General features: G+C 66.5%; 23 protein-coding genes. 19 read left to right on the forward strand and 4 right to left on the reverse strand.

Translation table 11 applies throughout. The features are described 5' to 3' along the window. Nucleotides 1–358 precede the first annotated feature (358 nt). A complete protein-coding gene (parE, locus tag CRO39_RS17970; protein ID WP_097123346.1) occupies nucleotides 359–2,248 on the reverse strand; it encodes a DNA topoisomerase IV subunit B in 1,890 nt (629 codons plus the stop codon). A gap of 205 nt (nucleotides 2,249–2,453) precedes the next feature. Here parE and CRO39_RS17975 point away from each other — a divergent pair, with 205 nt between their 5' ends. The 10 genes from CRO39_RS17975 to CRO39_RS18020 all read left to right on the forward strand — a co-directional run bounded on the left by CRO39_RS17975 (nucleotide 2,454) and on the right by CRO39_RS18020 (nucleotide 10,665). Then, complete coding sequence (locus CRO39_RS17975) at nucleotides 2,454–2,714, forward strand: hypothetical protein (RefSeq protein WP_097123347.1); 261 nt, start codon at nucleotides 2,454–2,456, stop codon at nucleotides 2,712–2,714. Nucleotides 2,715–2,844: 130 nt separating this feature from the next. Continuing rightward, the gene (gene pyrG / locus CRO39_RS17980; RefSeq protein WP_097123348.1) at nucleotides 2,845–4,506 is read left to right on the forward strand and encodes a CTP synthase; all 1,662 of its coding nucleotides are present in this window, start codon (nucleotides 2,845–2,847) and stop codon (nucleotides 4,504–4,506) included. 158 nt (nucleotides 4,507–4,664) lie between these two features. Next, nucleotides 4,665–5,498, forward strand: a complete 834-nt coding sequence (kdsA, locus tag CRO39_RS17985) for a 3-deoxy-8-phosphooctulonate synthase (RefSeq protein WP_097123349.1) — start codon at nucleotides 4,665–4,667, stop codon at nucleotides 5,496–5,498. Nucleotides 5,499–5,543: 45 nt separating this feature from the next. Further along, nucleotides 5,544–6,032 (forward strand): hypothetical protein, encoded by a 489-nt coding sequence (locus tag CRO39_RS17990; protein ID WP_141400858.1) that lies wholly within the window; start codon nucleotides 5,544–5,546, stop codon nucleotides 6,030–6,032. Between the two features lie 274 nt (nucleotides 6,033–6,306). Continuing rightward, nucleotides 6,307–7,590, forward strand: coding sequence for a phosphopyruvate hydratase (gene eno / locus CRO39_RS17995; protein WP_097123351.1), 1,284 nt, complete (start codon nucleotides 6,307–6,309; stop codon nucleotides 7,588–7,590). A gap of 3 nt (nucleotides 7,591–7,593) precedes the next feature. Beyond that, entirely contained in the window at nucleotides 7,594–7,932 is a 339-nt protein-coding gene (gene ftsB, locus CRO39_RS18000) for a cell division protein FtsB (protein ID WP_097123352.1), read from the forward strand. Continuing rightward, nucleotides 7,932–8,648 carry a 2-C-methyl-D-erythritol 4-phosphate cytidylyltransferase gene (ispD, locus tag CRO39_RS18005; RefSeq protein ID WP_097123353.1) on the forward strand — a complete coding sequence of 239 codons (717 nt, stop codon included), beginning with the start codon at nucleotides 7,932–7,934 and terminating at the stop codon, nucleotides 8,646–8,648. The genes ftsB and ispD overlap by 1 nt, the downstream gene beginning before the upstream one ends. A gap of 108 nt (nucleotides 8,649–8,756) precedes the next feature. Continuing rightward, nucleotides 8,757–9,260, forward strand: a complete 504-nt coding sequence (gene ispF, locus CRO39_RS18010; protein ID WP_097123354.1) for a 2-C-methyl-D-erythritol 2,4-cyclodiphosphate synthase — start codon at nucleotides 8,757–8,759, stop codon at nucleotides 9,258–9,260. Then, the gene (truD, locus tag CRO39_RS18015; RefSeq protein ID WP_097123355.1) at nucleotides 9,257–10,315 is read left to right on the forward strand and encodes a tRNA pseudouridine(13) synthase TruD; all 1,059 of its coding nucleotides are present in this window, start codon (nucleotides 9,257–9,259) and stop codon (nucleotides 10,313–10,315) included. Before ispF ends, truD begins: the two co-directional genes overlap by 4 nt. 116 nt (nucleotides 10,316–10,431) lie before the next feature. Continuing rightward, nucleotides 10,432–10,665: a hypothetical protein gene (locus CRO39_RS18020; protein ID WP_097123356.1), complete on the forward strand. Its 234-nt coding sequence runs from the start codon at nucleotides 10,432–10,434 to the stop codon at nucleotides 10,663–10,665. 47 nt (nucleotides 10,666–10,712) lie between these two features. On the opposite strand, the gene CRO39_RS18025 is transcribed toward CRO39_RS18020, so the two are convergent. Next, nucleotides 10,713–11,252: a Smr/MutS family protein gene (locus tag CRO39_RS18025; protein ID WP_097123403.1), complete on the reverse strand. Its 540-nt coding sequence runs from the start codon at nucleotides 11,250–11,252 to the stop codon at nucleotides 10,713–10,715. Nucleotides 11,253–11,372: 120 nt separating this feature from the next. On the opposite strand from CRO39_RS18025, the gene surE reads away from it, so the two are divergent. The 5 genes from surE (at nucleotide 11,373) to CRO39_RS18050 (ending at nucleotide 15,301) form a co-directional block, all read left to right on the forward strand. After that, entirely contained in the window at nucleotides 11,373–12,152 is a 780-nt protein-coding gene (gene surE, locus CRO39_RS18030) for a 5'/3'-nucleotidase SurE (protein ID WP_097123357.1), read from the forward strand. Continuing rightward, on the forward strand, nucleotides 12,149–12,826 hold the full coding sequence (locus CRO39_RS18035) for a protein-L-isoaspartate(D-aspartate) O-methyltransferase (protein ID WP_097123358.1): 678 nt from the start codon (nucleotides 12,149–12,151) through the stop codon (nucleotides 12,824–12,826). Before surE ends, CRO39_RS18035 begins: the two co-directional genes overlap by 4 nt. 8 nt (nucleotides 12,827–12,834) lie before the next feature. Next, nucleotides 12,835–13,419 (forward strand): YqaA family protein, encoded by a 585-nt coding sequence (locus CRO39_RS18040; RefSeq protein ID WP_097123359.1) that lies wholly within the window; start codon nucleotides 12,835–12,837, stop codon nucleotides 13,417–13,419. Between the two features lie 193 nt (nucleotides 13,420–13,612). Continuing rightward, entirely contained in the window at nucleotides 13,613–14,392 is a 780-nt protein-coding gene (locus CRO39_RS18045) for a peptidoglycan DD-metalloendopeptidase family protein (RefSeq protein WP_097123360.1), read from the forward strand. Between the two features lie 33 nt (nucleotides 14,393–14,425). Next, the gene (locus CRO39_RS18050; RefSeq protein WP_097123361.1) at nucleotides 14,426–15,301 is read left to right on the forward strand and encodes an endonuclease/exonuclease/phosphatase family protein; all 876 of its coding nucleotides are present in this window, start codon (nucleotides 14,426–14,428) and stop codon (nucleotides 15,299–15,301) included. A 49-nt stretch (nucleotides 15,302–15,350) separates the two neighbouring features. Here the strand turns inward: CRO39_RS18050 and CRO39_RS18055 are convergent, their stop codons facing one another. Together CRO39_RS18055 and yhbY are read right to left on the reverse strand one after the other, a co-directional pair. After that, a complete protein-coding gene (locus CRO39_RS18055; RefSeq protein WP_097123362.1) occupies nucleotides 15,351–15,734 on the reverse strand; it encodes an Mth938-like domain-containing protein in 384 nt (127 codons plus the stop codon). 71 nt (nucleotides 15,735–15,805) lie between these two features. Further along, nucleotides 15,806–16,111 (reverse strand): ribosome assembly RNA-binding protein YhbY, encoded by a 306-nt coding sequence (yhbY, locus tag CRO39_RS18060; protein ID WP_097123363.1) that lies wholly within the window; start codon nucleotides 16,109–16,111, stop codon nucleotides 15,806–15,808. Nucleotides 16,112–16,210: 99 nt separating this feature from the next. Between yhbY and rlmE the strand changes: the two genes are divergently transcribed. The 4 genes from rlmE (at nucleotide 16,211) to folP (ending at nucleotide 20,080) form a co-directional block, all read left to right on the forward strand. Next, entirely contained in the window at nucleotides 16,211–16,843 is a 633-nt protein-coding gene (gene rlmE / locus CRO39_RS18065; RefSeq protein ID WP_097123364.1) for a 23S rRNA (uridine(2552)-2'-O)-methyltransferase RlmE, read from the forward strand. A 54-nt stretch (nucleotides 16,844–16,897) separates the two neighbouring features. Beyond that, nucleotides 16,898–18,823, forward strand: coding sequence for an ATP-dependent zinc metalloprotease FtsH (gene ftsH / locus CRO39_RS18070; RefSeq protein ID WP_162125846.1), 1,926 nt, complete (start codon nucleotides 16,898–16,900; stop codon nucleotides 18,821–18,823). 86 nt (nucleotides 18,824–18,909) lie between these two features. Further along, a complete protein-coding gene (locus tag CRO39_RS21315) occupies nucleotides 18,910–19,035 on the forward strand; it encodes a hypothetical protein (protein WP_274382265.1) in 126 nt (41 codons plus the stop codon). Nucleotides 19,036–19,180: 145 nt separating this feature from the next. Beyond that, the gene (gene folP, locus CRO39_RS18075) at nucleotides 19,181–20,080 is read left to right on the forward strand and encodes a dihydropteroate synthase (RefSeq protein WP_097123404.1); all 900 of its coding nucleotides are present in this window, start codon (nucleotides 19,181–19,183) and stop codon (nucleotides 20,078–20,080) included. The last annotated feature ends 52 nt before the right edge of the window (nucleotides 20,081–20,132 follow it).

Consider the following 20,132-nt stretch of genomic DNA (forward strand, 5'->3'; position numbering starts at 1 on the left):
GCGCCGGTGGGTAAAACCCTTCATGGCGCCGCGCACGACGCGCGGCGTTTTGGGAAGGCACATGGATGTGCCGTTCCAAAATTCCCATCGGCGACACGAACCCCGAAGGGGCGCGCCGCCAGGGGTGGCCTTCTTTTGGTTACTTTTCTTGGCCACACAAGAAGCGCTTTTCAACAGCCGAATGGCTGGTCAAAGTAACGCCCGCGGCAGCGCAGGAACCATCGGCTTCGATGGACTGCCCGCGGCAGCGCCGAACAGCCTGTGGGATTCAAACTTCCAGCGAAGCTGCACCGCGCGATCGTCCCGTTATCGCGGCAAGGAGGCCGTCGCAACGGCCCCATCCAACGAAGGGCTGGGATCAGACTTCCAGTGACGCCAGGTCGCCCTTGGTCTCCAGCCACGTCTTGCGATCCCCGGCCCGCTTCTTCGCCAGCAGCATGTCCATCAGCGATCGCGTCTGGCCGGCATCGTCGACGGTCAGCTGCACCAGCCGCCGGGTATCGGGGTGGATGGTCGATTCGCGCAGCTGCGAGGCGTTCATCTCGCCCAGGCCCTTGAAGCGGGTGACGTTGACCGCGCCGCGGATCTTCTCGCGCTCGATCTTGTCCAGCAGCAGCCGTTTTTCTTCCTCATCCAGCGCGTAGAACACCTGCTTGCCCACGTCCACGCGGAACAGCGGCGGCATGGCGACGAAGACATGGCCGGCATCGACCAGCGCGGGAAAGTGGCGCAGGAACAGCGCCGTCAGCAGGGTGGCGATGTGCAGGCCGTCGGAGTCGGCGTCGGCCAGGATGATGACCTTGCCGTAGCGCAGGCCGCTGATGTCGTCCTTGCCCGGATCGCAGCCGATGGCGACGGCCAGGTTGTGCACTTCCTCCGAGCCCAGCACCGAGGTGCTGGCCACCTCCCAGGTGTTGAGGATCTTGCCGCGCAGCGGCAGGATGGCCTGGAAGTCCTTGTCGCGCGCCTGCTTGGCGCTGCCGCCGGCCGAATCGCCCTCGACCAGGAACAGCTCGGTGCGCGACAGATCCTGGCTGATGCAGTCGGCCAGCTTGCCGGGCAGGGCGGGGCCCTGGGTGACCTTCTTGCGGACGATCTGCTTTTCGGTCTTCAGCCGCGCGCTGGCGCGGTCGATGGCGATCTGGGCGATCTTCTCGCCGGTTTCGACATGCTGGTTCAGCCACAGGCTGAAGGCATCGTGGGCGGCGCCTTCGATGAAACCGGCGGCCTGGCGCGAGCTCAGGCGCTCCTTGGTCTGGCCGCTGAATTGCGGGTCGGTCATCTTCAGCGACAGCACGAAGGTCACGCGATCCCAGACGTCTTCCGGCGCCAGCTTGACCCCGCGCGGCAGCAGGTTGCGGAAATCGCAGAACTCGCGCAGCGCATCGGTCAGGCCGCTGCGCAGGCCGTTGACGTGGGTGCCGTGCTGGGCGGTGGGAATCAGGTTGACGTAACTTTCCTGCACCAGTTCGCCTTCCGGCACCCAGGCCACTGCCCAGTCGACAATCTCGGTGTCCTTCTTCAGATTGCCGACGAACAGGTCCGGCGGCAGCAGTTCGCGCCCGGCCATCTCGCCCTTCAGGTAGTCGCGCAGCCCGTCCTCGTAGCGCCAGGAGTCGCGTTCGCCGGTGGCTTCGTCGAAAAGGCTGACGGTCAGGCCCGGGCACAGCACGGCCTTGGCGCGCAGCAGATGGCGCAACGCGCGCACGTTGAACTTGGGCGTGTCGAAGTACTTCGGGTCGGCCCAGAAGCGCAGCCGGGTGCCGGTGTTCTTCTTGCCCACCGTGCCCACGGTTTCCAGCTTGGAAGCCGCATCGCCGTCGCGGAACTCCATCCGGTACTCGTTGCCGTCGCGCTTGATGAACAGCTCCACCTTCTTCGACAACGCATTGACCACGCTGACGCCAACGCCGTGCAGGCCGCCGCTGAAGGTGTAGTTGCGGTTGCTGAACTTGCCGCCGGCATGCAGGCGGGTCAGGATCAGTTCCACGCCGGGAATCTTCTCTTCCGGATGGATGTCCACCGGCATGCCGCGGCCGTCGTCGCTGACCTCGCAGCTGCCGTCCTTGAACAGCGTCACTTCGATGGCGCCGGCGTGGCCGGCCAGCGCCTCGTCGACGGCGTTGTCGATGACTTCCTGCGCCAGGTGGTTGGGGCGCGTGGTGTCGGTATACATGCCCGGCCGGCGCTTGACCGGGTCCAGGCCGGAAAGGACTTCGATATCGGCGGCGTTGTAACGACTGCTCATAAGGTTCTTCGTTGCTCGGATTACGGGTGTATGCGGCTTCCGGGGGACCGGCGCGCAGGCAGCGGCGGCGGCCGGCGCGGAAGTGTGCGGTCTGGCGGCGGTTTTTGCACGTTCACCGACAGTTGCGCGCCAGGGACTAGAGTTATGCAAGCTTGAAAGGGCCGCGTCTACCCACTTGAGATTGCGCCAGATTGGAGAATGCCCCATGAAACTTCGAAACGTCCTGCTGTTGACCGCCGCCGTTACCGCTGCGGCATATGCCATCGCCGGCTTCGCCCAGTCCCGTACCGGCGCCGAGGCCGAAAAGAGCGGCCAGGGCAAATCGCAGACCGAGGACTCGGAGGCCGACAAGAAAGCCAAGCGCCGCGCCGCGAACGAGGCTGCTGCGGCAGCGCGCGCCAAGGGCCAGGGCGATCAGGGCAGGAAGTCCGGGCAGCGGGAAGAGGAAGAAGAACGCAAGCCTTGAACTCGCGGAACCATTGCCGTACAAGGCTTTCGGGCCGGTGCTGCCACTCCGTACGCCCCGCTTCGGCGGGGCGTCGCGCTTTCCGAAATCCGGCCTTGCCGGTAGACTATGGCTTTCCGGAGCCCCGCCAATGACTCCCCTAATATTCGTTACCGGCGGCGTCGTGTCCTCGCTAGGCAAGGGCATCGCCGCCGCTTCGCTTGCGTCCATCTTGGAAGCGCGTGGCCTGAAGGTCACGATGATGAAGCTGGACCCCTACATCAACGTCGATCCCGGGACGATGAGCCCGTTCCAGCACGGTGAGGTCTACGTCACCGACGACGGCGCCGAAACCGACCTGGACCTGGGCCACTACGAGCGCTTCGTGCGTACCCGGCTGTCGCGCAAGAACTCCATCACCACCGGCCGCATCTACGAGAACGTCATCCGCAAGGAGCGCCGCGGCGACTACCTGGGCGCCACCGTGCAGGTGATCCCGCACATCACCGACGAAATCCGCCGCTGCATCGACGAGGCCACCGAGGGCTTCGACGTGGCGCTGGTGGAGATCGGCGGCACCGTGGGCGATATCGAATCGCTGCCGTTCCTGGAGGCGATCCGCCAGATCCGTACCGAGCGCGGCCCCGAGAAGGCGCTGTTCATGCACCTGACCCTGGTCCCGTACGTGGCCGCGGCCGGCGAGCTGAAGACCAAGCCCACCCAGCACTCGGTCAAGGAACTGCGCTCCATCGGCATCCAGCCGGACGTGCTGCTGTGCCGGTCCGAGCAGGTCATTCCCGATTCGGAGCGGCGCAAGATCTCGTTGTTCACCAACGTGCCCGAGCGCGCGGTCATCAGCGTCCCGGACGTGGACGTGCTGTACAAGATCCCGCTGGGCCTGCACGACCAGGGCCTGGACGAAATCGCCATCCGCCAGCTGAAGCTGGACGTGACCCGGCCGGCCGACCTGTCCGAATGGGAGGCGGCGGTGGACGCCACGCTGAACCCGGTCGACGAAGTCACCATTGCCGTGGTCGGCAAGTACGTCGATCACCAGGACGCCTACAAATCCGTCGGCGAAGCGCTCAAGCACGGCGGCCTGCGCCAGCGCACCCGGGTCAACCTGAAATGGATCGAAGCGCAGGAACTGGAAAACAGCGACATGGCGCAGTTGCGGGGCGTCGACGGCATCCTGGTGCCCGGCGGCTTCGGCGATCGCGGTTTTGAAGGCAAGGTGCTGACGTCGCGCTATGCCCGCGAGCATGCGGTGCCGTATTTCGGCATCTGCTACGGCATGCAGGCGGCGGTGGTGGACTATGCCCGCAACGTGCTGGGCCTGGAAGGCGCCAACAGCACCGAGAACGACAAGCAGTCGCCGCACCCGGTCATCGGCCTGATCACCGAGTGGCGCACCGCCACCGGCGAGGTCGAGAAGCGCGACGAGCGCTCGGACCTGGGCGGCACGATGCGCCTGGGCCTGCAGGAAGCGCGCCTGAAACCGGGCACGCTGGCGCGCGACCTGTACGGCCAGGACGTGGTGGCCGAACGCCATCGCCACCGCTACGAGTTCAACAACCGTTACCGCACCCAGTTGGAAGATGCCGGCCTGGTGATTTCGGCCAAGTCGATGGACGATCTGCTGGTGGAGATGATCGAACTGCCGCGCGCCGTGCACCCGTGGTTCCTGGCCTGCCAGGCGCACCCGGAATTCCTGTCCACCCCGCGCGACGGCCACCCGCTGTTCGTCGGCTTCATCCGCGCCGCGCGCGAACAGAAGGCCGGCGGCAAGCTGTTGAAGGAAGCGCGGGCGTGAGTGAAGCAGGAACGAGTACGGAGAAACGAGTGTGATCGAACGAGCGCGATCCCCGCTTTTACTCGTTTCTCGTTCCTCTTCACTCGTTCCTCGTTTTTCGTTTTTCGTTTCTCGTTACTCTCCACTCGTTCCTCGTCCCTTTCTTTGCGAGTAGCAAAATGAACCTCTGCGGATTCAACGTCGGCCTGGACCAACCCCTGTTCCTGATTGCCGGCCCGTGCGTGATCGAGTCGATGCAATTGCAGTTGGATGTCGCCGGCCGGCTGAAGGAAATCACCGGCAGGCTGGGGATGAACTTCATCTTCAAATCCAGCTTCGACAAGGCCAACCGCACCTCCGGCACCAGCTTCCGCGGCCCCGGCATGGAAGAGGGCCTGAAGGTGCTGGCCGAAGTGAAAAAGCAGATCGGCGTGCCGGTGCTGACCGACGTGCACGAATACACGCCGATGGACGAGGTTGCCGCGGTCGTGGACGTGCTGCAGACGCCGGCCTTCCTGGTCCGGCAGACCGACTTCATCAGGAAGGTCTGTTCGGCCGGCAAACCGGTCAATATCAAGAAAGGCCAGTTCCTGTCGCCGTGGGACATGAAGCCGGTCGTCGAGAAGGCCAAGTCCACCGGCAACGACGCCATCATGGTCTGCGAACGCGGCGCCAGCTTCGGCTACAACAACCTGGTCAGCGACATGCGTTCGCTGTCGGTCATGCGCGACACCGGCTGTCCAGTGGTGTTCGACGCCACCCACTCGGTGCAATTGCCGGGCGGGCAGGGCAGCAGTTCCGGCGGCCAGCGCGAGTTCGTGCCGGTGCTGGCGCGCGCGGCGGTGGCCGTGGGCGTGGCCGGCCTGTTCGCCGAGACCCATCCGGACCCGGCCAAGGCGCTGTCCGACGGTCCCAACGCCTGGCCGCTGGACAAGATGGAAGCGCTGCTGGAAACCCTGCTGGCGCTGGATTCGATCACCAAGAAGAACGGGTTTCTGGAGCAGCAGGTCTGAACGATGGCCGGCGGTCTGCGCACAGCACAGTCGGCTGCGCTCAGGATGGCATTCGCCGTTGCGCTTGCGGCTTTCGGCGTCGATGCCGACGCCTGCTCGATAGGGTCGGGCATCCGGGAACAGGATCTGACGCGGTCCTATCGTTCCAGCGACGAAGTGTTCGTCGCCCGCTTGACCTCGTATCGGGTGGTTGCGCCGGCCCCAGGCGGACGGTACATGTTGCGCCAGTCGGACTACGAGCTGATTGAAGCCATCAAAGGCCGGCCCGCGTCGCGTGGCGTCCTCACCGAAACCGACCCTGCTGCGCCATTGCCTGGCAACCCGCCGGGGCCAGCTTGCGGGCCGTGGCTACTTGGTCCCACTGCAGTAGGCGCTATCGCACTGATCATGACTCGCCGCAATTCGCTGGGTGGGATGGATTACGTCGGAATCGACCCATTTTCGCGCACGCTGGACCCGGCAGCGACGCCCGCCGACGACGATTTGGAGCTGATCCTCCGTATCCATCTGCGGAGCGAAGCCAGTGGCCTTTGAACTGCCGTTCCTCTTCGCCAGTAGCAAGGGCGGGTCGATCTATCTGGGCGGTGTCGCAAGGGGATCCCCCGGTTGCTTCTCGGTCTTCTGTCGCCCTCTGTTCGCGGCTTGTGGCAGATTTACTCTGATCTCTCGGAAAACCGCGCTAATCTTTACATCCCTGAGTACTTTGTCGGACGAGTGGTATTGCACTGGATCGATTCGCCCGATCCAGACGCCGCCGATGCCGATGAGCCGTTGACCGTCTCCATTTCATAGGCCAAGACCTCCCACCATGACCAATATCGCCAAGATCCACGCCCGCGAAATCCTCGACAGCCGCGGCAATCCCACCCTCGAAGCCGAGGTCACGCTGGAGGACGGTTCGTTCGGCCGCGCCATGGTGCCGTCAGGCGCTTCGACCGGCACCAAGGAAGCGGTGGAACTGCGCGATGGCGACAAGACCCGCTACCTGGGCAAGGGCGTGCGCAACGCGGTGGCCAACGTCAACGGCCCTATCGCCAATGCGCTGAAGGGTTTCGATGCCAATGACCAGGAAGGGCTGGACCGCCGGTTGATCGACCTGGACGGTACCGAGAACAAGGGCCGCCTGGGCGCCAATGCGCTGCTGGGCGTGTCGCTGGCCAATGCGCATGCGGTGGCCGCCTCGCGCAAGCTGCCGCTGTGGCAGCACCTGGCCACCGGCAAGGTCACCCTGCCGGTGCCGATGATGAACATCATCAACGGTGGCGCGCACGCGGACAACAACGTCGACTTCCAGGAGTTCATGGTGCTGCCGGTCGGCTTCGACTCGTTCGCCGAATCACTGCGCGCCGGCACCGAGATCTTCCATTCGCTGAAGTCGGTGCTGAAGGGCCATGGCCTGAGCACGGCGGTGGGCGACGAAGGCGGTTTCGCCCCGGACTTCCGCAGCAACGTGGAAGCCCTGGACACGATTCTGGAAGCCATCGGCAAGGCCGGCTACACCGCCGGCGAGGACGTGCTGCTGGGCCTGGACGTGGCCTCCAGCGAGTTCTACGACAACGGCAAATACCACCTGGTCGGCGAAGGCAAGCGCCTGACCAGCGAGCAGTTCGTCGATTTCCTGGCCGACTGGTCGGCGCAGTACCCGATCATCACCATCGAAGACGGCCTGGCCGAGGACGACTGGGCCGGCTGGAAGCTGCTGACCGAGCGCATCGGCAAGAAGGTGCAGCTGGTTGGCGACGACCTGTTCGTCACCAATCCGAAGATCTTCAAGGAAGGCATCGAGTCCGGCACCGCCAACGCCATCCTGATCAAGGTCAACCAGATCGGCACGCTCAGCGAAACGCTGGAAGCCATCGCCATGGCCCACCACGCCAACTATGCGGCCATCGTCTCGCATCGTTCCGGCGAAACCGAGGACACCACCATCGCCGACATCGCGGTGGCCACCACCGCCACCCAGATCAAGACCGGTTCGCTGTGCCGCAGCGACCGCGTGGCCAAGTACAACCAGCTGCTGCGCATCGAGGAAGCGCTGGGCGCCGCTGCGCAGTACGCCGGCCGCAACGCCTTCGTTTCGCTGAAGAAGTAAGCGATGCGCGGCACGCGCTGGCTGCTGCTGGTGCTGGTACTGCTGCTGGGATGGCTGCAGTACCGGTTCTGGTTCGGGCCGGGCAGTTCGGGCGAGGTGGTCGCGCTGGAAAACCAGGTCGCCCACCAGAAGCGCGAGAACGCCGGCCTGCAACAACGCAACGACGCGCTGGCCGCGGAAGTCGAAGATCTGAAATCCGGCGAGGCGGCGGTGGAAGAGCGCGCGCGCAGCGAACTGGGCATGATCAAGCCGGGCGAGAAGTTCTACCGCGTGGTCGAGACCGCACCGGTGCCGGCGGTGCCGCAGGCGCCGTCTGACGATGGCCAAGAGGAGCCGCGCTGATGCCTGCCGTCTGGGTGGTGATGCCGGCGGCAGGGCGGGGCACGCGTTTCGGCGGCGAACTGCCGAAACAGTACCTGCAGGTTGGCGGCCAGCCGTTGTTCGCGCATACGCTGGCTGCGCTGTTCGCGCACCCGGCGGTCGCCGGCGCCGTGGTGGCGGTTTCGCAAAACGATGCGGACTGGCCGGGCTGGCGCGAATTCGCCGGCAAGCCGGTGCTGAGCTGCGTCGGCGGCGCAACCCGTGCCGAGTCGGTGCTGGCCGGTTTGAACGCGTTGCCCGAGACGGTGCGTGCCGACGATTTCGTGCTGGTCCACGACGCCGCCCGGCCGAATCTGGCGCTGGCGGATCTGGAGCAGTTGCTGGAACGCGGCGGCAACGATCCGGTCGGCGCCATCCTGGCCGCGCCGGTGCGCGATACCTTGAAACGGGCCGGCGACGATGGCGGCATCGACGCCACCGAACCGCGCCAGCGGCTGTGGCGCGCGTTCACGCCGCAACTTTTCCGCCGGCTGCAGTTGTCGCGCGCGCTGGAATCGGCGGCGGCGGCCGGGGTCGAGGTCACCGACGAGGCGATGGCGATGGAGAGGCTGGGTCATCGGCCGCTGCTGATCGAAGGGTCGGAGAACAACTTCAAGATCACCACGCCGGCGGATCTGGCGCGGTTCGAATTCGTATTGAGGCAAAGACGGGAACAGGGAACGGGGAACGGGGGATGAAACGCTCCCGCCATTCCGGCTTCTCCTCGCCTGCAAAGAACACCCGGCCCTGGCACGTCAGCAGACTGCCAGCCTCCGCTCCCGCTTCCCACCTGCTTTCCTGACCCTATGACCGCCACCTCCGCCCCCCTTTCCATCCGCATCGGACAGGGCTTCGACGTCCACGCCTTCGGCGAGGGCGATCACCTCATGCTGGGCGGCGTGCGCGTGCCGCACGAGCGCGGCGTACTGGCGCATAGCGACGGCGATGTGGTGATCCATGCGCTTTGCGATGCCATGCTGGGCGCGCTGGCGCTGGGCGATATCGGCAAGCATTTCCCGCCGTCGGATCCGCAGTGGAAGGGCGCCGACAGCCGCAGCTTCCTGCGCCATTGCCGGCGGCTGCTGCAGGACAACGGCGGCTGGCGGGTCGGCAATGCCGATGTCACCGTGATCTGCGAACGCCCGAAGGTCGGTCCGCACGCCGAAGCGATGCGAGCGTTGCTGGCCGGCGATCTGGGCATCGCCATCGGCGACATCAGCATCAAGGCCACCACCAGCGAAAAGCTGGGCTTCACCGGCCGCGGCGAAGGCATCGCAGCGCAGGCGGTGGCGCTGCTGGTGCGGGCATGAGCGATGCGCTGCCGCGCGCCTTCGGCGCGCCGGTGTTGCGGGCGGACATGCGCACCGCGCCGGAGGATTTCCTTGTCGAGGAAATCGCCGGTTTCGAGCCGTCCGGCGAGGGCGAGCATCTGTTGCTGACGGTCGAGAAGCGCGGCATGACCACGGCGTTCGCGGCAAAGCGGATCGCCACCTGGGCCGGCCTGCCGGAGCATGCCATCGGCTACGCCGGCCTGAAGGACCGCCATGCGGTCACCCGCCAGCGATTCAGCGTGCACCTGCCGAAGCGGGAGGCGCCGGACGCCGCTGGCCTGCATTCGGATGACCTGAAGGTGTTGGACGCCACCTGGCACAGCCGCAAGCTGCCGCGCGGCGCGCTGGCCGGCAACCGTTTCGTGCTGCAGTTGCGCAACGTGCAGGGCGAAACTGGCGCTATCGACGCGCGGCTGCGGCAGATCGCCGCGCAGGGGCTGCCCAACTGGTTCGGCGAGCAGCGCTTCGGCCGCGATGGCGGCAATGTCGCCGCGGCGCTGGCGATGTTCGGCGGACGCCGGGTCGGCCGCGAGCAGCGTTCGCTGTTGCTGTCGGCGGCGCGTTCGGAGCTGTTCAACCGGGTGCTGGCGGCGCGTATTGCCGATGGCAACTGGAACCGCGGCCTGGAAGGCGAGGTGTGGATGCTGTCCGGCAGTCGCAGCGTATTCGGGCCGGAACCATGGAACGAAGAACTGGCCGCGCGGTTGGCCGCGTTCGACATCCATCCTTCCGGCCCGTTGTGGGGCGAGGGCGAGCTGCGCAGCACGGCCGCCGCGGCCGCGATCGAACTGGCCGCGCTGGCCGGCGACGATGCGTTGGCCCTGCGCCGCGGTCTGGAACAGGCGCGGCTGAAACAGGAACGCCGCGCGCTGCGCCTGGCGCCGCAGGGCTTGCGCTGGGAGTGGCCGGAGCCGGCCAGGCTGACGCTTTCGTTCGCGCTCCCGCCCGGCAGCTATGCCACCGCATTGCTGCATGAGCTGGGCGAAACCAGCGATGTTTCGGCGGCGGCATACCGTTCGTCGGAAAACCGATAAAGGCACTGGAAGCGCTTTTGCGGCGGCGTATAAGCGAAGCGTGAGCTGCGCGACCGGTGGCTGCGCTGCCGGCGCCAGGCTCATGGCACTCCACGCCAGGCTATGGAGGGATAGCCATGAACATCATGCTACGCATTGCAGCCGTTTCTTTGTCGGCCCTGCTGCTGTCTGCGTGCGCGGGCACGCAGGAAATGACCCGGTCCGATGCGCCGGCGGCCGAGCCGCAAGCACGGCCGGAACTGACCCGCGACGAGCTCTACATCGCCTACGTCGAACGCGTCGCCCGGCGCCGCGGCATTCACGTCATGTGGGTCAATCCGCCGCAGAAGCGACTGGCCGGTACGGAGTAAGGCTTCAGGCTTGCGGTTGCCTGCCGGGTGCCGGCCAGGGCCCGGCTTCAGCCGCGGCGCGCCAGCAGCACCAGCACCGCACCGGTGCCGCCCTGCGCGGGCGGTGCCGAGTGGAACGCCAGCACGTCGGCGCGCTGGCGCAGCAAACGATCCACCAGGTTCTTCAGCACCGGCAGTTCGCGTCCGTCGCGCTGGCCCTTGCCGTGGATGATGCGCACGCAGCCGTGATCGTGCGCATGCGCCTCCAGCAGGAACTGCCGCAGCAATGTCTCGGCCTGCGCCGCGGTGGCGCCATGCAGATCCAGTTCGTCCTGGACGGAGAACTGTCCCTTCTTCAGCCGTTGCAACAACCGTGCAGGCAGCCCTTCACGGCGATGGCTGAGCACATCGCCGGCTTCCAGCCGCGCCATTTCGTCCAGCCCGCGCTGGAACTCGCTGCGCGCGTCGGCTTCGTCGCGTTCGGCCATGCGAGCGGCCGGCCGCGGCCGCGGCTTCTGCGGCGGCGATGCAGCGGGCGGCAATGGCTTGACCGGACCGATGGCGGCGCGGAACAGCGCGGCGTCGTCGTCGTCGCTGGGATCTGACATGACCACAGCGTAAGCCCTATCCCGGAGCCGTCAACCGGCCGCAATCGGCGGTTGGCGTGATCCAGGCGCGGGAACCGGCCACACGCTTCCGGTATCATGGTTCTGTATCTGAGGAACCCCATGCGCGTACTTGTGAGTAACGACGACGGCGTCGACGCCCCCGGCATCCGCATCCTGGCCGAGGGCCTGCGCGCCGCCGGCCACGAAGTGTTCGTGGTGGCGCCGGACCGCGACCGTTCCGGCGCCAGCAATTCGCTGACCCTGGATCTTCCCATCCGGCTCAAGCGGATCGACCACTACACCTGCAGCATCGCCGGCACGCCCACCGACTGCGTGCACCTGGCGCTGACCGGCATGCTGGAATTCGAGCCGGACATCGTGGTCTCGGGGATCAACAACTCGGCCAACCTGGGCGATGACGTGATCTATTCGGGCACCGTGTCGGCGGCGATGGAAGGGCGCTTCCTGGGCCTGCCGGCGGTGGCGATGTCGCTGGTCACCAGCAATCACGACGCGCGCCATTACGAAACCGCCGCGCGCGCGGCAGTGGAAATCGTCGCCCGGCTCAAGGCCGACCCGCTACCGGCCGACACCATCCTCAACGTCAATGTGCCGGATCTTTCCTGGGACGACGTGGCCGGTTTCGAGGTCACCCGGCTCGGCAACCGCCACCGTTCCGAGCCATGCGTGCCGCAGCCGGATCCGCGCGGGCGCACCGTCTACTGGATCGGCCCGGCCGGCCCCGAGCAGGACGCCGGGCCGGGTACGGATTTCCATGCGGTGCGCACCGGCAATATCTCGATCACCCCGATCCACGTCGACCTGACCCGCTACCAGGCGCTGGAAAAGGTCGCCAGCTGGGTTGGCGGGCTGACCGCGGCGCTGGAGACCCCGGCGTGACGCCGCGGCTGCGGCTGCAACCGGAAGCGGTAGGCCTGGGCATGACTTCGCAACGCGTCCGCGACCGCCTGGTCGAGCGCCTGCGCGAGGCCGGCATTACCGATGAGTCGGTGCTCAACGCCATCCGCACGGTGCCGCGGCATCTGTTTGTCGACGAAGCGCTGGCTACCCGCGCCTACGAGGACACCGCGCTGCCGATCGGCCATAGCCAGACCATCTCGCAACCGTGGGTGGTGGCGCGGATGACCGAGGCGCTGTTGCAGGGCGGGCCGAAGAAAGTGCTGGAAATCGGCACCGGCTCGGGCTACCAGGCCGCGGTGCTGGCGGCGCTGGGACTGGAGGTCTATACGGTCGAGCGCATCGGCGATCTGTTGCGGCAGGCGCGCAAGCGGCTGCGCCAGCTGGGCATGAACGTGCGCAGCAAGCACGACGATGGCCGCATCGGCTGGCCTGAGCACGCTCCCTACGACGGCATTCTGGTCACCGCCGCAGCGCCGGCGCTGGTCGAGGCGCTGGTCCAGCAACTGGCGGTGGGCGGCAGCCTGATCGCGCCGGTCGGCGGCGCCTCGTCGCAGTCGCTGGTCAAGCTGACCCGGCGCGCCGATGGCGGCGTCGATGAAACCGTGCTGGCGCCGGTGGTCTTCGTGCCGCTGCTTTCCGGCACACTGGACTGAACGGCCGCATGAAACTTTTCGGACCGCTTTACGACCGTTGCATCGTCTGGGCGCGGCACCGGCATGCGCCGGCCTACCTGTTCGGCACCAGCGTGGCCGAGTCGATATTTTTCCCGGTGCCGGTGGACGTGATGCTGGCGCCGATGGCGTTGGCGCAGCCGCGGCGCTGGTGGCGGCTGGCGCTGCTGTGCACGATGGGCTCGGTGCTGGGCGGACTGGTCGGTTACCTGCTCGGGCACTACGCGCTGGAAGCGGTGATGCCGTGGCTGCAGAAGGCCGGCTACGAGGACACCTTCCAGCAGATCCATGGACTGTTCGCGCGCTATGGCTTCTGGATTGTGGTCGTCGCCGGCTTCACACCGATACCGTACAAGGTCTTTACCATCGCTTCGGGCGCTGCCGGCATGGGATTGCTGCCGTTCGTGCTGGGGTCGCTGGTCGGGCGCGCGGGCCGTTTTTTCATGGTGGCGGGGCTGGTCGCATTCATGGGGCCGAAGTTCGAGCCGGTGCTGCGCCGCTATATCGAAACCATCGGCTGGGTGGTCGGTGTTGCGGTGTTGCTGGCGCTGGCGTGGCTGCAGTGGCGGCACTGAGAGCAGCCTGTTCGCACGCTTGCTCCGCTCCGCCACGGGCGGCCCTGCCGGGGCATTGCGTGAACAGCTTCCGGGGACGGATTCACCTGCGCCTCATGCACCGCCGCCGCCGGGCTGATACCGTTCATGCTGAACGGGGATCCTGCGGCCTGCGCGACAGGCCGGACAACGAACAGAAGGAAACGACGGCGGCATGATCAGCAAAGGCACACGGACAGCGACCGGGTCGGTACGTGCGGTGATGGCTCTGATGGCGATGGTAATGCTGGCCGCCTGCACCAGCACCGTGGTGCGCGAATCGTCTCCCGGAACGCCGGCGCGCATCGTTTCCCAGCCCAAATACGGCGCTACGGTACGCGTGCAGCGGGGCGATACCTTGTATGGCATCGCGTTCCGCAACGGCATCGATTTCCGCGACCTGGCCAAGTGGAACAACATCGGTTCCCCCTACACCATCTATCCGGGCCAGAGCCTGAAGCTGTATCCGTCCAGCGGCACGACCGCGTCGACTCCCTCTACCGGCGTGCCGCCGCCGACCACGCCGCCGGCAACCAGACCGCCTGCGCAGACGCCTGCACCCGCGCCGGCGCCGGTCAGCAGCGGCATCCGCTGGCGCTGGCCGGCCGACGGCCATCTGGTGGGCCGCTTCGTTTCCGGCGACGCCACCAAACAGGGCATCGACATTGCCGGCAGCGGCGGCCAGCCGGTGCGCGCGGCTGCCGACGGCGTGGTGGTGTATTCGGGCGCCGGCCTGGTCGGCTACGGCGAGCTGATCATCGTCAAGCACAGCGAAACCTGGTTGTCGGCCTACGGCCACAACCGCAAGCGGCTGGTCAACGAAGGCCAGAACGTCAAGGCCGGGCAACAGATCGCCGAGATGGGCAACACCGGCGCGGCGCGCGAGATGCTGCACTTCGAGATCCGTTATAACGGCAAGCCGGTCGACCCGCTGCAATACCTGCCGCAGCGCTGATTCTGGCGTATCGACACGAAAGGAGAGGGCGCGATGCTCCGCTGCAAATCCTGGCTGATGGCGGTGCTGGCTGCGCTGACGCTCGCCGCGTGCCAGCCGCCGCGGCCGGATCCGGCCGAGGCCGAAGCCTCGGTGCCGGCGCTGCCGCCGCTGACGGCGGTGACGCTGAACCTGTGGCACGACAAGCAGGACTGGCCACGGCGCCAGGACAGCATTGTCGCCACGCTGGAGGCGCTGCGGCCGGATGTGGTGCTGTTGCAGGAGGTGCTGCAGGACAAGGATCTGCCCAACCAGGCGCAAAGCCTGGCGCAGGCGCTGGGCTACCGGTACCGCTTCTATTCGTCCGACCCGCCCGCGCAGGCGCGCCGTTACGGCAACGCCATCCTGACCCGTCACCGCATCCTGGCGGTGGCGCAGCAGCCGTTGCCGCCGCTGGACGATTACCGCGTTGCCGGCTTCGCCAGCATCGAAATCGACGGCCGGCCGCTGAACGTCTATGTGACCCATCTGCACTACAAGCCCGAGGGCGGCGATATCCGCCGGCAACAGATACGCGGCCTGATGGATTTTGTCGAATCCACCCGCGGCTATGCGCCATCGCTGCTGGGCGGGGATTTCAATACGGCCGACAGCGCGCCGGAACTGCAAGCGCTGGCGCCGATGTTCGCCAGCGCCTATCCGACCGCGCACCCGGATCAGCCGCTGGATACCCCCGAGCACACCACGCTGAATCCGCATCTGGACCATCGGCCGCAGCGGATCGATCACCTGTTCTTCCAGCAGGGCGCGTTCAAGGTGCTCGAGGCGCGCATCGTCTTCGATCAGCCGGAAGCCGACGGCAGCTGGGCGTCGGATCACTTCGGCCTGCTGGCGCGGCTGCAGCCGCTGCGGGGACTTCCGGCCGAATAGCCTGTCTGTACCGATGTGGGAGCGACGTCCTACAGGAAAGCTAACCCAATCAGCCGCCGTTGGCGTCGAAGAGGAACCCCGCGACCACCTTCCGCGCTTCTCCGGCCAGCACATTGAAGGTGCGCGCGGCGGCGGCATTGGTCATCGCTTCCAGGCCCACGCCGCGGCTCAGGCAGGCGGCCACGACGGCCGCGGCTGGGAACCTCTGGCGCTCGCCGGTACCCAGCAGGATCACCTCCGGTTGCATCGCCAGCAGCGGTTCCAAGTGCTCCGGGGCCAGTAACGCGACGTCCGTCGGCGCCCAGTTTTCGACCAGCCGCTCCGGGGCCAGGATGAAACTGGCGGTCAACACGCGCTCATTGACCAGCGCGCTGCGGCCATCGGCCGAGCGCAGCGCAAAGACATAGTCGGGACGTTCGTGGTTCAGTTGCATGAGGCTGCAGGGGAGCGGGAATCGGACGCGCGCAGTCTAGGCTTTCCCATTCTCCACTCCCGATACTCCATTCACGCCCTTGGCAGCACGATCTGGCGCTTGTCCTTGCTGGGGCGGTACAGGATGGCGGTATGGCCGATGCGCTGCACCAGCACCGCCCCGGTCTGCCCGGTCAGCTCGGCGATCATCGCATCGCGGGCGTCGCGGTCCTCGCCAGCGACCTTGATCTTGACCAGTTCGTGCTGTTCCAGCATGCCGTCCAGTTCCGCAATGAAGGCCGGGGTGACCCCTTTGCCGCCAATCTGCAGCAGTGCCTTCAGGTCATGCGCCTGCCCACGCAGGAAACGGGTCTGGGTGGAAGTCAGGGCAACGGACATGCGCTACGGTACGGGTTCGTAAGGGGGTTCAGGGTATCATGGCGGCCCAGTCCTGGCGGCGCCTGCCCCGCCGATTCCAGACATCCGCAGTCCATCCCTATGGCCACCCGCAGCAAAAGCAGCCAACGCTGGCTACGCGAGCACTTTGCCGATCCCTACGTAAAGAAGGCCCAGGCCGAGGGCCTGCGTTCGCGCGCGGCCTACAAGCTGGAGGAACTGCTGGCCCGCGACCGCCTGCTGAAGGCGGGCATGACCGTGGTCGACCTGGGCGCGGCCCCTGGCGGCTGGTCGCAGTACGTGCGCCAGGCGCTGGGCGACTCCGGCCGGGTGGTGGCGATGGACATCCTGGAGATGCCGCCGCTGGCCGGCGTCGAGTTCCTTCACGGGGACTTCAGGGAAGAGGCCGTGTTATCGCAGCTGGAAGCCTTGCTGGGCGGGCAGCCGGTGGACCTTGTGCTGTCGGATATGGCCCCCAATAAGAGTGGTGTGGGCGCGGTCGACCAGCCGCGGATGATGCATCTGGCCGAACTGGCGATGGAGTTCGCCGACAGCCACCTGAAGCCCGGCGGCGCGTTCCTGATCAAGCTGTTCCAGGGAACCGGGTCGGACGACTACATCAGGGAGCTGCGGCGGCGCTACGACAAGGTCGCCATCCGCAAGCCGGACGCCTCGCGCAAGCGGTCGCCGGAGGTCTACGCGCTGGGGCAGGGCAAGCGCGCCCAGATGAAGTGAAGTAAGGTTACGTAATTCCAACGAGCTGTTCGAGGAACACCGGAGTCAATGAGGATGAACGACTTGACCAAGAATCTGTTGCTGTGGGTAGTCGTCGCCGTCGTGCTGATGGTGGTGTTCCAGAGCTTTTCGCCGAAGTTGGGCGGCAATGCCGGCAGCGGCGAGCTGACCTATTCCGAATTCCTGCAGGAAGTCGACGGCAACCGCATCGCTTCGGTGCAGTTCACCAACGACAGCAACCTGGTCACCAATGCCATTGCCTACAAGCGCAAGGACGGGACCAGCGGCACCGTCTATGGCCCGCAGGACGACAAGCTGATCGACACGCTGTGGAACAAGCGCGTGGAAATCATCCGCGACAAGCCCGAGAGCGGCATTTCGCTGGGCATGATCCTGCTGAACTTCCTGCCGGTGCTGCTGATCATCGGGTTCTGGATCTTCATGATGCGGCAGATGCAGGGCGGCGGCGGCGCCAAGGGCGCGATGAGTTTCGGCAAATCCCGCGCCAAGCTGCAGGGCGAGGATCAGGTGAAGGTGACCTTTGCCGACGTGGCCGGTTGCGACGAGGCCAAGGAAGAGGTCAGCGAACTGGTCGAATTCCTGCGCGACCCGTCCAAGTTCCAGAAGCTGGGCGGCAAGATTCCGCGCGGCGTGCTGATGGTCGGCCAGCCGGGCACCGGCAAGACGCTGCTGGCGCGCGCCATCGCCGGCGAGGCCAAGGTGCCGTTCTTCTCGATTTCCGGTTCCGACTTCGTCGAAATGTTCGTCGGCGTCGGCGCCAGCCGCGTGCGCGACATGTTCGACCAGGCCAAGAAGCACGCGCCGTGCATCATCTTCATCGATGAAATCGATGCGGTCGGCCGCCACCGCGGCGCCGGCCTGGGCGGCGGCCACGACGAGCGCGAGCAGACCCTGAACCAGTTGCTGGTGGAGATGGACGGTTTCGAGGGCGGCGAAGGCGTCATCGTGATCGCCGCCACCAACCGTCCCGACGTGCTGGACCCGGCGCTGCTGCGCCCGGGCCGCTTCGACCGCCAGGTCGTGGTGGGCCTGCCCGACGTCAAGGGCCGCGAGCAGATCCTCAAGGTCCACATGCGCAAGCTGCCGTTGGCCGACGATGTCGAGCCGATGACCATCGCGCGCGGCACCCCGGGCTTTTCCGGCGCCGACCTGGCCAACCTGTGCAACGAGGCGGCGCTGTTTGCCGCGCGCGAGAACGGCAAGGAAGTGCGCATGGACCACTTCGACCGCGCGCGCGACAAGATCCTGATGGGCGCCGAGCGCCGCTCGATGGCCATGAGCGAGGACGAGAAGACGCTGACCGCCTACCACGAGGCCGGTCATGCCATCGTCGGCCGGCTGATGCCCGAGCACGACCCGGTCTACAAGGTCACCATCATTCCGCGCGGCCGCGCGCTGGGCGTGACCATGTACCTGCCCGAAGGCGACAAGTATTCGCTCAACCGCGTGGCCATCGAATCGCAGCTGTGCTCGTTGTACGGCGGCCGCGTCGCCGAAGAGCTGATTTTCGGCGCCGACAAGGTCACCACCGGCGCGTCGAATGACATCGAGCGCGCCACCAAGATGGCCCGCAACATGGTCACCAAGTGGGGCCTCAGCGACGAGATGGGTCCGATCGCCTATGGCGAGGAAGAGGACGAGGTGTTCCTGGGCCGCTCGGTGACCCAGCACAAGAACGTCTCCGACGAGACCGCGCGCAAGATCGACGAGGTCGTGCGCACGATCCTGGACAAGGCCTACCAGCGTACCCGCAAGATCCTGACCGAGAATCTGGACAAGCTGCACACCATGTCCAAGCTGTTGCTGGAGTACGAAACCATCGACGTGCCGCAGATCGACGCCATCATGGAAGGCCGCGAACCGCCGCCGCCGATGGGCTGGACCAAGTCCGGCAAGGACGACAAGGGCGACAGCCGTCCGCCGTTGCCGCCGCTCGGCGGACCTGCCGCGCAGACCTGACGCTTGTGCAGCGTCGGGACGGCAACCGTTCTCCGGAAGCGTGGCGACGCTACGCTTCCGGATGTTTCGCTTCCGCTTCCACGGTATTGACGCTTACCGCCTTGATGTACGCGCTGGATCGGTTTCCGCTGCCATTGGTCGCCGTGGCGGTGCTGCTGGCGGCGGCGTTGCTGGGATTCGGTTTCTACGCACGAAAGCGCGCCCACTCCTGATCGCTGTGTCTGCCGTACAGTCCCGTAGAGTCCTGCTGGGCGGCTCGTGCTCGGGGGCGATCGGCTCCACGGGGCTGGCGATGGCGCGTCGCGGCAAAGCCTGCCGCACCCTACACTAGCGGCCGGTCCCAGGCTTGCCATGTCCATGTTCGACACCACCCCCCAACTCGATTGCGCCGGCCGCATCCTCAAGCTCGATCGCCCGCTGGTGATGGGCATCGTCAATGTGACCCCGGATTCGTTTTCCGACGGCGGCGCGCACGATAAGCCGGACGCGGCTGTCGCGCACGGCTTGAAGCTGGTGGCCGAAGGCGCGGATCTGCTGGATGTCGGCGGCGAATCGACCCGTCCCGGCGCCGAGGAAGTGCCCCTGGAAGAGGAACTGCGCCGGGTCATTGCCGTAATCGAGCGGTTGGCGAAGGAAACCCCGTTGCCGATCAGTATCGATACCTCCAAGCCGGAAGTGATGCGCGCGGCGGTGGAAGCGGGTGCCGGCATGATCAACGATGTCTACGCGATGCGCCGCGAAGGCGCGCTGGAAGCCGCCGCATCGCTGGGCGTGCCGGTGGTGCTGATGCACATGCAGGGCCAGCCGCGTTCGATGCAGGCCGCGCCGGACTACGACGATGTGGTCGGCGACGTGCACCGGTTCCTGGCCGAACGCGTTTTTGCCGCCGAAATGGCCGGCATCGCGAAGAAGAACATCATCGTCGACCCGGGCTTCGGTTTCGGCAAGAACACTGCGCACAATCTTGCGCTGCTGGCGCAGCTGGAGCGCTTTTCCGAGTTGGGCGTACCGGTGTTGGCCGGCCTGTCGCGCAAGCGCAGCATCGGCGAGCTGACCGGCCGCGAACTGCCGCGCGAGCGTGTTGCCGGTTCGGTGGCCGCGCACCTGATCGCCGCCCAGCGTGGCGCCAGCGTCCTGCGCGTCCATGACGTGGCCGCCACCGTCGATGCGTTGAAAATCTGGAATGCCGTGACCGCCGTGCCGGTGCCGCGCGGCAAGCCGGCGGCGCCGTCGATCCGTTGGCCGGATGAGGATTGACACGCTCGCCCGTTCGCGGCGATGCAGCACGGAAACCTGTCGCCAACCGGGG

Source organism: Pseudoxanthomonas wuyuanensis, assembly GCF_900215535.1.
GTDB lineage: Bacteria > Pseudomonadota > Gammaproteobacteria > Xanthomonadales > Xanthomonadaceae > Pseudoxanthomonas_A > Pseudoxanthomonas_A wuyuanensis.

What these genes read in the sequence shown, in the direction of transcription:
- surE (WP_097123357.1), top strand. Translation starts at nt 11,373, where the DNA reads ATGCGCGTACTTGTGAGTAACGACGACGGCGTCGACGCCCCCGGCATC.
- CRO39_RS17975 (WP_097123347.1), top strand. Translation starts at nt 2,454, where the DNA reads ATGAAACTTCGAAACGTCCTGCTGTTGACCGCCGCCGTTACCGCTGCG.
- CRO39_RS18045 (WP_097123360.1), top strand. Translation starts at nt 13,613, where the DNA reads ATGATCAGCAAAGGCACACGGACAGCGACCGGGTCGGTACGTGCGGTG.
- CRO39_RS18025 (WP_097123403.1), bottom strand. Translation starts at nt 11,252, where the DNA reads ATGTCAGATCCCAGCGACGACGACGACGCCGCGCTGTTCCGCGCCGCC.
- rlmE (WP_097123364.1), top strand. Translation starts at nt 16,211, where the DNA reads ATGGCCACCCGCAGCAAAAGCAGCCAACGCTGGCTACGCGAGCACTTT.
- ftsH (WP_162125846.1), top strand. Translation starts at nt 16,898, where the DNA reads ATGAACGACTTGACCAAGAATCTGTTGCTGTGGGTAGTCGTCGCCGTC.
- CRO39_RS18050 (WP_097123361.1), top strand. Translation starts at nt 14,426, where the DNA reads ATGCTCCGCTGCAAATCCTGGCTGATGGCGGTGCTGGCTGCGCTGACG.
- yhbY (WP_097123363.1), bottom strand. Translation starts at nt 16,111, where the DNA reads ATGTCCGTTGCCCTGACTTCCACCCAGACCCGTTTCCTGCGTGGGCAG.
- CRO39_RS18020 (WP_097123356.1), top strand. Translation starts at nt 10,432, where the DNA reads ATGAACATCATGCTACGCATTGCAGCCGTTTCTTTGTCGGCCCTGCTG.
- kdsA (WP_097123349.1), top strand. Translation starts at nt 4,665, where the DNA reads ATGAACCTCTGCGGATTCAACGTCGGCCTGGACCAACCCCTGTTCCTG.
- CRO39_RS18040 (WP_097123359.1), top strand. Translation starts at nt 12,835, where the DNA reads ATGAAACTTTTCGGACCGCTTTACGACCGTTGCATCGTCTGGGCGCGG.
- truD (WP_097123355.1), top strand. Translation starts at nt 9,257, where the DNA reads ATGAGCGATGCGCTGCCGCGCGCCTTCGGCGCGCCGGTGTTGCGGGCG.
- parE (WP_097123346.1), bottom strand. Translation starts at nt 2,248, where the DNA reads ATGAGCAGTCGTTACAACGCCGCCGATATCGAAGTCCTTTCCGGCCTG.
- CRO39_RS18055 (WP_097123362.1), bottom strand. Translation starts at nt 15,734, where the DNA reads ATGCAACTGAACCACGAACGTCCCGACTATGTCTTTGCGCTGCGCTCG.
- ispD (WP_097123353.1), top strand. Translation starts at nt 7,932, where the DNA reads ATGCCTGCCGTCTGGGTGGTGATGCCGGCGGCAGGGCGGGGCACGCGT.
- pyrG (WP_097123348.1), top strand. Translation starts at nt 2,845, where the DNA reads ATGACTCCCCTAATATTCGTTACCGGCGGCGTCGTGTCCTCGCTAGGC.
- eno (WP_097123351.1), top strand. Translation starts at nt 6,307, where the DNA reads ATGACCAATATCGCCAAGATCCACGCCCGCGAAATCCTCGACAGCCGC.
- ispF (WP_097123354.1), top strand. Translation starts at nt 8,757, where the DNA reads ATGACCGCCACCTCCGCCCCCCTTTCCATCCGCATCGGACAGGGCTTC.
- CRO39_RS17990 (WP_141400858.1), top strand. Translation starts at nt 5,544, where the DNA reads ATGGCATTCGCCGTTGCGCTTGCGGCTTTCGGCGTCGATGCCGACGCC.
- folP (WP_097123404.1), top strand. Translation starts at nt 19,181, where the DNA reads ATGTTCGACACCACCCCCCAACTCGATTGCGCCGGCCGCATCCTCAAG.
- ftsB (WP_097123352.1), top strand. Translation starts at nt 7,594, where the DNA reads ATGCGCGGCACGCGCTGGCTGCTGCTGGTGCTGGTACTGCTGCTGGGA.